Source organism: Paralimibaculum aggregatum (assembly GCF_030270585.1).
GTDB lineage: Bacteria > Pseudomonadota > Alphaproteobacteria > Rhodobacterales > Rhodobacteraceae > Thermohalobaculum > Thermohalobaculum aggregatum.
In genome coordinates, this window is the sequence record NZ_BSYI01000020.1 from 75,502 (window position 1) to 82,832 (window position 7,331).

The 7,331-nt window shown below is 69.9% G+C and carries 5 protein-coding genes; 2 read left to right on the forward strand and 3 right to left on the reverse strand.

The features are described 5' to 3' along the window. Positions 1–10: 10 nt before the first annotated feature. From QSJ97_RS13660 to QSJ97_RS13670, 3 genes are all read right to left on the reverse strand, one after another. A complete protein-coding gene (locus QSJ97_RS13660) occupies positions 11–3,169 on the reverse strand; it encodes an efflux RND transporter permease subunit (protein ID WP_285672334.1) in 3,159 nt (1,052 codons plus the stop codon). A 7-nt stretch (positions 3,170–3,176) separates the two neighbouring features. Further along, positions 3,177–4,316: an efflux RND transporter periplasmic adaptor subunit gene (locus QSJ97_RS13665; protein ID WP_285672335.1), complete on the reverse strand. Its 1,140-nt coding sequence runs from the start codon at positions 4,314–4,316 to the stop codon at positions 3,177–3,179. A 122-nt stretch (positions 4,317–4,438) separates the two neighbouring features. Beyond that, on the reverse strand, positions 4,439–4,975 hold the full coding sequence (locus QSJ97_RS13670) for an Lrp/AsnC family transcriptional regulator (RefSeq protein WP_285672336.1): 537 nt from the start codon (positions 4,973–4,975) through the stop codon (positions 4,439–4,441). 106 nt (positions 4,976–5,081) lie between these two features. On the opposite strand from QSJ97_RS13670, the gene QSJ97_RS13675 reads away from it, so the two are divergent. Both QSJ97_RS13675 and QSJ97_RS13680 read left to right on the forward strand, forming a co-directional pair. Next, the gene (locus QSJ97_RS13675; protein WP_285672337.1) at positions 5,082–6,281 is read left to right on the forward strand and encodes a cytochrome P450; all 1,200 of its coding nucleotides are present in this window, start codon (positions 5,082–5,084) and stop codon (positions 6,279–6,281) included. 89 nt (positions 6,282–6,370) lie between these two features. Then, positions 6,371–7,165 carry a DUF2092 domain-containing protein gene (locus tag QSJ97_RS13680; protein ID WP_285672338.1) on the forward strand — a complete coding sequence of 265 codons (795 nt, stop codon included), beginning with the start codon at positions 6,371–6,373 and terminating at the stop codon, positions 7,163–7,165. The last annotated feature ends 166 nt before the right edge of the window (positions 7,166–7,331 follow it).

Below are 7,331 nucleotides of genomic sequence, written 5' to 3' on the forward strand. Positions count from 1 at the left end.
GGGCGGGGCCTCAGCCCTGCCCGTCCGCCCGCTCGCTGCCCTCCGGCGGCGCCGCGCCGAACAGCCGGTGCACCTTCTCGCGCGACCACTGCGCCACCACGTAGAGCGCCGGGATCACGAAGACCCCGACCAGCGCCGCGGCGATCATGCCGGCGAAGACCGGCACGCCGACGCCCTTGCGCGCCAGCATCGAGGCGCCCTCGGCCACCACCAGCGGATAGAGCCCGGCGATGAAGGCGAAGCTGGTCATCATCACCGCCCGGAACCGCGCCGTCGCCCCCTCGATCGCGGCCTCGACGATGCCCATGCCCCCGGCCCGCCGTTCCATGGCGAACTCGACGATCAGGATCGCGTTCTTCGCCGCCAGCGCGATCAGCACCACGAGGCCGATCTGGGCATAGAGGTTGAAGTCGAGCCCCGCCAGGAGGATGCCGATCAGCGCCCCGGCCACCGCGAAGGCCACCGAGAGCAGCACCGCGACCGGGATCGTCCAGCTCTCGTAGAGCGCGACGAGGAAGAGATAGGCGAACAGCACCGCCAGCCCGAGGACGATGACGGTCTTGCCCGAGGCCTCCTTCTCCTGCTGCGCCGTGCCGGTCCACTCATAGCTGTAGCCCTGCGGCAGCGACCGGGCCGAGACCGCCTCCATCGCGGCGATCGATTCGCCCGAGGAGACCCCCGGCGCCGGCCCGCCGGCCACCGTCACGCTGCGGTAGTTGTTGTAGCGCACCAGCGACTGCGGCCCGAGGATCAGCTCGGGCTCGGCCACCGCCCGCACCGGCACCATCTCGCCATCGGCATTGCGCACATGGATGCGGCCGATATCGTCGACGCGGTCGCGATAGCTCTCCTCGGCCTGCAGGTTGACCTGCCAGGTGCGGCCGAAGAGGTTCATGTCGTTGACGTAATAGCCGCCGAGGGTGGTCTGCATGGCGAGGAAGAGATCGCCCACCTCGACGCCGAGGGTCTGCAGCTTCTTGCGGTCGACATTCAGATAGAGCTGCGGCGTGGTGGCGGAGAAGGTGGTGTAGACCCCGGCGAGCTGCGGATCGCCATTGGCCGCGGCCACCAGCCCCTTGGCGGTGGCGCCGAGATCCACCGGGTCGCCGCCCTGCAGGTCGAGGAGCTGGTACTCGAAGCCCGCCCCGGTGCCGAGCCCGATGATCGGCGGCAGGTTGAACGGGAAGGCGATGCCGGAGCGGATGCCCTGGAACTGCTGCCGCGCCCAGGCGATCGAGGCCGGCACGCTCTCCGCCGCCCCGTCGCGCTCGGCGAAGGGCTTCATCATCGCGATGGCGAAGCCGCCGTTCGACTTCGCCAGCCCGTCGACGAAGCTGTAGCCCGCCACGGTCTGCACATTGGCAACCCCCGGCGCCCTGACGAGGATCGCCTCGACCTCGGCCAGCGTCTCCTTGGTGCGGTTGACCGAGGCGCTCTCGGGCAGCCCGACCTCGACGAAGAAGGCGCCCTGGTCCTCCACCGGCAGGAAGCCCGAGGGCACCGCCTTCATCAGCCCGCCGGTGCCGGCAATGGCGACCCCGAGCAGCACCAGCCCCAGCACCGCGCGCCGGGTGATGCGCGACATCACGAAGGAATAGCCGTCGCGGGTGTTGTCGATCCGCCGCGAGATCCAGGCCAGCGGGCCCTTCTTCTCGCCGTGGCGCTTGGTCAGCAGCAGGGTGCAGAGCGCCGGGCTCAGCGTCAGCGCGTTGATCGCCGAGATCAGCATCGAGAACGACACCGCCACGGCGAACTGCTGGAACATCGTGCCGCTGATCCCCGGCACGAAGCCCACCGGCACGAAGACCGAGAGCAGCACCAGCGTGATCGCGACGATCGGCGCGGTGATCTCCTTCATCGCCTCGCCGGTGGCCTCGGCGACGCTGAGCTCGGGGCGCTCCTCCATCACCTTCTCGACGTTCTCGATCACCACGATGGCATCGTCGACCACGATGCCGATGGCCAGCACCAGCGCCAGCAGCGAGACCGTGTTGAGCGAGAAGCCGAGCGCCATCATGAAGGCCAGCGCGCCGATCAGCGAGACCGGCACCGCGATCAGCGGGATCAGCGTCATGCGGAAGCTGCCGAGGAACAGGAAGACCACCAGCACCACCAGCACGAAGGCCTCGATCAGGGTCTTCTGCACCTCCTCGATGCTGGCCTCGACGAAGCTGACCGTGTTGTAGGGAATGCTCCAGCTCATCCCCTCGGGGAAGGCGGCGGCGACGCGCTCCATGCTCGCCTCGATGCCGGCCGCGGTGTTGAGCGCATTGGCGCCGGGGGCGAGATAGACGCCGATCATCGCGGTCGGCTTGGCGTTGAACAGGCTCTCGCTGTCCTGCGACTTGGCGCCGAGCTCGACCCGGCCGATATCCTTGAGCAGCACGAAGGAGCCGTCCTGCTCGGCGCGGATCACCACCTGCTCGAATTCCTCGACCGAGGTCAGCCGGCCCTGGGTCTGGATGCTGAGCTGGAAGGCCGGGTCGTCGGTCATCGGCTGGGCGCCGATCCGCCCCACCGCGGCCTGCACGTTCTGCGCGTTGAGCGCGTTGATCACGTCCTCCGGCGCGATCTCCAGCACCGTCATCCGGTCGACATCGAGCCAGACGCGCATCGAATAGTCCTGCGCGCCGAAGATCACCGCATCGCCCACCCCGCGCACGCGCTTGACGCTGTCGAGCACGTTGATGGTGGCGAAGTTCGAGAGGAACAGCGTGTCGTGCTCGGGGTTGTCGGAGGTGATGTTGATCACCTGCAGCAGCGCCGACGACTTCTTCTTGGTGCTGACGCCGGCGCGGGTGACCTCCTCGGGCAGCGCCGCCTCGGCGAGGCTCACCCGGTTCTGCACGTTCACCGTGTTGATGTCGGGGTCGGTGCCGGGCGCGAAGGTGACGGTGAGGTTGTAGCTGCCGTCCGAGCCGCTGGTGGACTTCATGTAGAGCATGTCGCTCACGCCCACCACCTGCTGCTCGATGGGCTGGGCGACGGTGGCCTCGACCACCTCGGCGCCGGCGCCCGGATAGGAGGTGGAGACCTGCACCTGCGGCGGCACGATGTCGGGGAACTGCTCCACCGGCATCTGGGTCATCGAGATCAGGCCCGCGAGGGTGATCACCAGCGAGATCACGAGCGCGAAGCGCGGCCGGCGGATGAAGAGCTGGGAAATCATGGCCCGGTCACTCCGCCGCGGCGGCGGCGGCACCGGCGGCGCCGGCGGATGCTGCCCTGGCCGGGTCCACCTCCATGCCCGGGCGCACCCGCTGCATGCCCTCGGTGATCACCACCTCGCCCTCGTCGAGCCCCTTGTCGACGACGATCGAGGTGCCGGCTTCGCGGGTCACCACGATATCGCGGCGGGCGACCTTGCTGTCCGCCCCCACGACATAGACGAAATAGCCCGCCTGGTCGCGCTGCAGCGCCACCGCCGGAATCGTCAGCGAGGGCGCCACGCCCTCCTCCACCACGCGCACGGTGACGAGCTGGCCGTCGATCAGGTTGCCGGCCGGGTTCGCGAAGCTGGCGCGGATCAGGATGGTGTCGGTGCCCGCCTGCACCGTGGTGTCGACCACCGAGACCGCCCCCTTCTGCGGATAGGTCGAGCCGTCGGCCAGCACCAGCTCGACCTCGACGGGCGGCAGCTCCGGGTTGGCCTGCCGCTTGGCGCGGAACTTCAGCAGCACCGCCTCCGGCACCGGGAAGGTGACATAGATCGGGTCGATGCTGGAGAGGTTGACGAGGGTGCCGGTCTCCGGCGTGACGAAGGCGCCGACATCGATGTCGGTCAGCCCGACGCGCCCGGCGAAAGGCGCCTTGACGAGGGTGTAGGAAAGGTCGAGCTCGGCGGCGCGCAGGCTGCCCTCGAGCTCCTGGATGCTGCCGAGCACCTTGCCCTGCTCGGCCTCGGCGCGCTGCAGCACCGCCTCCGCCGCGGTCCGCTTCTCGACCAGGGTGCGCTGGCGCTCGACCTCGATATCGGCGAGATCCTTCTCCGCCTGCGCGGTGGCGAGCTGGCCCTTCACCCGCGTCACCGCGGCCTCGTAGGCGTCGGGCTCGATGCGGAACAGCGTCGCGCCCGCCTCGACCCGGCCGCCCTCCTCGAAGCCGAGCGCCTGCACGAAGCCCGAGACGCGGGCCCGGATCGCCACCTTCTGCATCGCCTCGACCCGGCCGGTGAAGACCTCGGTCTGCGCAATCCGCTCCTTGGCCACCGCAATCACCGTGACGGCCGGTTTCGGTGCCTGCTGCTGGGCCTCGGCGGCCAGCGGGGCGAGCAGGCCGGCCGCGAGCAGAAGGGGGAAAAGGCGGTGGCGGAACATGGCGGGCATCCCTCGTTGTGGCCGCGTCGCGGCCTCGTTCTGGGGTCCCCCGCCGCGCCGGGCACGGGCTGCGGGGGAATCAACCGTTGCGGCTTGGCACGCTACCCCCCGCAGGCACGGGGTCAACCGGATTGTGCCTGCCGGCGGGGCGCATGCTTCACGCCCGCCGCATCGGCCGCGGCCGGGCGCAGATCGGCGATCCCGGCCGAGCGGTGGTGGCGATAGGCGATCGAGGTCTCGTAGCGGCTGATCTCCGGCCGCTTGGTCAGGAACTCGTAGGCGAGATGCTTCAGATGGTCCATGTCGCGGGCGAGGATCGTCACCACGAGGTCATAGCGCCCGGTGACGAGCCAGATGTCCTGCACCTCCGGGATCCGCGCCAGATCCTCGATCAGCGCGTCGATCGAGAGCGAGCCCTCGCGCGAGATGGTCACGAAGATCACCGCCGAGAGCCCGTAGCCGAGGCGCGCATAGTCGAGCTCGGTGCGGCTGCCCCGGATCACCCCGAGCGCGTGCAGCCGCTTCACCCGCTCGTGCACCGAGGAGGCGGCGAGCCCGACCGCGGTGGCGAGCTGCTTGTTCATCAGCCGGGCATCGTTCTGCAGAAGGCGCAGGATCTCGAAATCGGTTCGGTCGAGCGTGATCTCGGGGGCGGCCATCCGGATATCCTTCGATTGAGTTCGCGCGGTCCGAACGGCATCCTCGCAGGAACGTTCGGCCCGAACAATCGTCGGGGCTTCAGGAAACCCGCCGAAGGAAGTTCGCATGGAACATCCCATCGTCATCGACAGCGCCCCTTTCCTCGACCCCTCCGACCCCGCCTTCTCGGTGCGCTCGGCCGAGGTCGAGGCGGCCCGCGCGCGGAGCTGGTATGCCCGCACCCCCTTCGGCATCGCCGTGCTGCGCTATGACGCGATGAAGGCGATGATCCTTCATCCCGCGCTCCGCCAGGGCTCGCATCGCTGGCCCGAGCACAACGGCTGCACCGGGCTCTGGGCGGCGTGGTGGAAGCGCATCATGCTCAACCGCGAGGGGCCGGACCATGCCCGCCTGCGCCGGCTCGGCGCCCCGGCCTTCGCGCCGCGGCTGGTGAGCGACCTGGTGCCCCGCTTCCAGGCGCTGGCGGACGAGCTGGTGGCCGGCTTCGAGGCACGGGGCGAATGCGAGTTCATGGCCGAGTTCGCCGAGCCCTATGCGGCGCGGGTGATCTGCGCGCTGATCGGCCTCGACGAGCGGCACTGGCGCGAACTGGCCGATCTCACCGTCGACATGGGGCTGGCGCTCGGCGTCACCTATGCCCGCGAGGAGGCCCGCATCGACGCCGCCACCGAGGCCATGTTCGCCTTTGCCCGCAGCGTGGTGGCGGCCCGCCGCGCCGCCCCGCGGGAGGATTTCATCGGCACGCTGATCGCCGCCAGCGCCGAGGCCGGGCGCCTCGCCGAGCAGGAGCTGCTCGACATGGTCGTGCTGTCGATCTTCGGCGGCATCGACACCACGCGCAACCAGCTCGGCCTCGCCATGCAGTGCTTCCTCGAAAACCCGGCGCAATGGGCGCTACTCGGCGCCCGGCCCGAGCTCGCCCGCCAGGCGGTGGAGGAGGTGATGCGGGTGCGCCCGACCACCACCTGGGTGACCCGCGAGGCGGTCGAGGATTTCGAGTTTGCCGGCCTCGCGATCCCCGCCGGCACCACCATCCATCTCTTCTCCGGCTGCGCCGGAACCGACCCGGCCCGCTTCGCCCCCGGCTTCGACATCACCGCCGAGCGGGCGCGCCATTTCGGCTTCGGCGGCGGCAAGCACCACTGCATCGGCTCGCCCATCGCCCGCGGCGACATGACCGAGGCGCTGCGGCTGCTGGCCGGGCGGCTGCGCAACCTCTCGCCGGGAGACGGCGCCGCCTTCCTGCCCGACAGCGGCAATACCGGCCCGGTGCGCCTGCCGCTGCGCTTCGACCCGGCCGGCTGAGCGCCGCCGCGCGGCGGGCGATTAGGCTTTCCCGAACCGCGCGAGACTGTGCTAATGTGCCACCATTCGTGCAGGAGGGGGGCTCCGAGATGCACCAGATCCGCCATTGGCTCGCCATGGCCGCCGTCATTACCGGCACCGCCGCAGCACCGGCATCCGGTGCCGGCCAGGAGATCGACGGCGCCGACGCCGCCGCCGCAGACATCGCCGAAACCGCCGCCGCCTTCCTTGCCAGCCAGCCGGCGATCGCCTTCGACTGGTCGGCGAGCTTCGATGTGGTCGTCGAGGGGCGCGAGAAGATCACCTATTTCCAGAGCGGTGCGAACCGGATGCTGCGCGGCAGCGGCGTGTTCGCGCGGTTCGAGCGCGGCGACCATGTGCGGGAATATTTCCACGACGGCACAAGCTTCACTGTCGCCGCGCCCTACGAGGATTTCTATGCCAGCGCGGCCTTCGCCGGCAGCTATGACGAGCTGCTCGCGATCGCGCGCGAGCAGTCCGACCGGCCCGTCGCGGTCTGGCAGCTGATGTCGCCCACGCTCGCCGAAGACCCGCTCGCCGAGGTCACCGCGTCGGCCTATCTCGGCACCACGCTGATCGAGGGCGAGGAGGCGCATCACCTGGCCTTCAGCGAGCATGACGAGGACTGGCAGATCTGGATCTCCACCGATCCCGACCGGCCGGTGCCGCTGATGTATGTGAGCACCGATCCCTATACCCAGGGCTGGCCGCAATACCGCGCGCGCTTCACCAACTGGCGCTTCGAGCTGACCGAGGACGAGGCGGTCTTCACCTTCGAGCCGGACGAGGACGACATCCGGATCACCATGCCCGCGCTCGACGCCGCCCTCGGCGCCGCATCTGCCGGCACAGAGCAGGAATGAGACGGGGGACGCCATGCGCAATCTTCTGATCGGAACGCTCGTCGCGGCGCTCGCGGTCTTCGCCTCGCCGCAGGGGGTGGTGACGCTGAAATTCCAGACCGAGACGGCGGAGGCCGGCTTCGTCCGTGGTGGCGGCGGCGGCGGCGGCCGCGCCCGCGGCGTGCGT

What these genes read in the sequence shown, in the direction of transcription:
- QSJ97_RS13660 (WP_285672334.1), bottom strand. Translation starts at nt 3,169, where the DNA reads ATGATTTCCCAGCTCTTCATCCGCCGGCCGCGCTTCGCGCTCGTGATC.
- QSJ97_RS13665 (WP_285672335.1), bottom strand. Translation starts at nt 4,316, where the DNA reads ATGTTCCGCCACCGCCTTTTCCCCCTTCTGCTCGCGGCCGGCCTGCTC.
- QSJ97_RS13670 (WP_285672336.1), bottom strand. Translation starts at nt 4,975, where the DNA reads ATGGCCGCCCCCGAGATCACGCTCGACCGAACCGATTTCGAGATCCTG.
- QSJ97_RS13675 (WP_285672337.1), top strand. Translation starts at nt 5,082, where the DNA reads ATGGAACATCCCATCGTCATCGACAGCGCCCCTTTCCTCGACCCCTCC.
- QSJ97_RS13680 (WP_285672338.1), top strand. Translation starts at nt 6,371, where the DNA reads ATGCACCAGATCCGCCATTGGCTCGCCATGGCCGCCGTCATTACCGGC.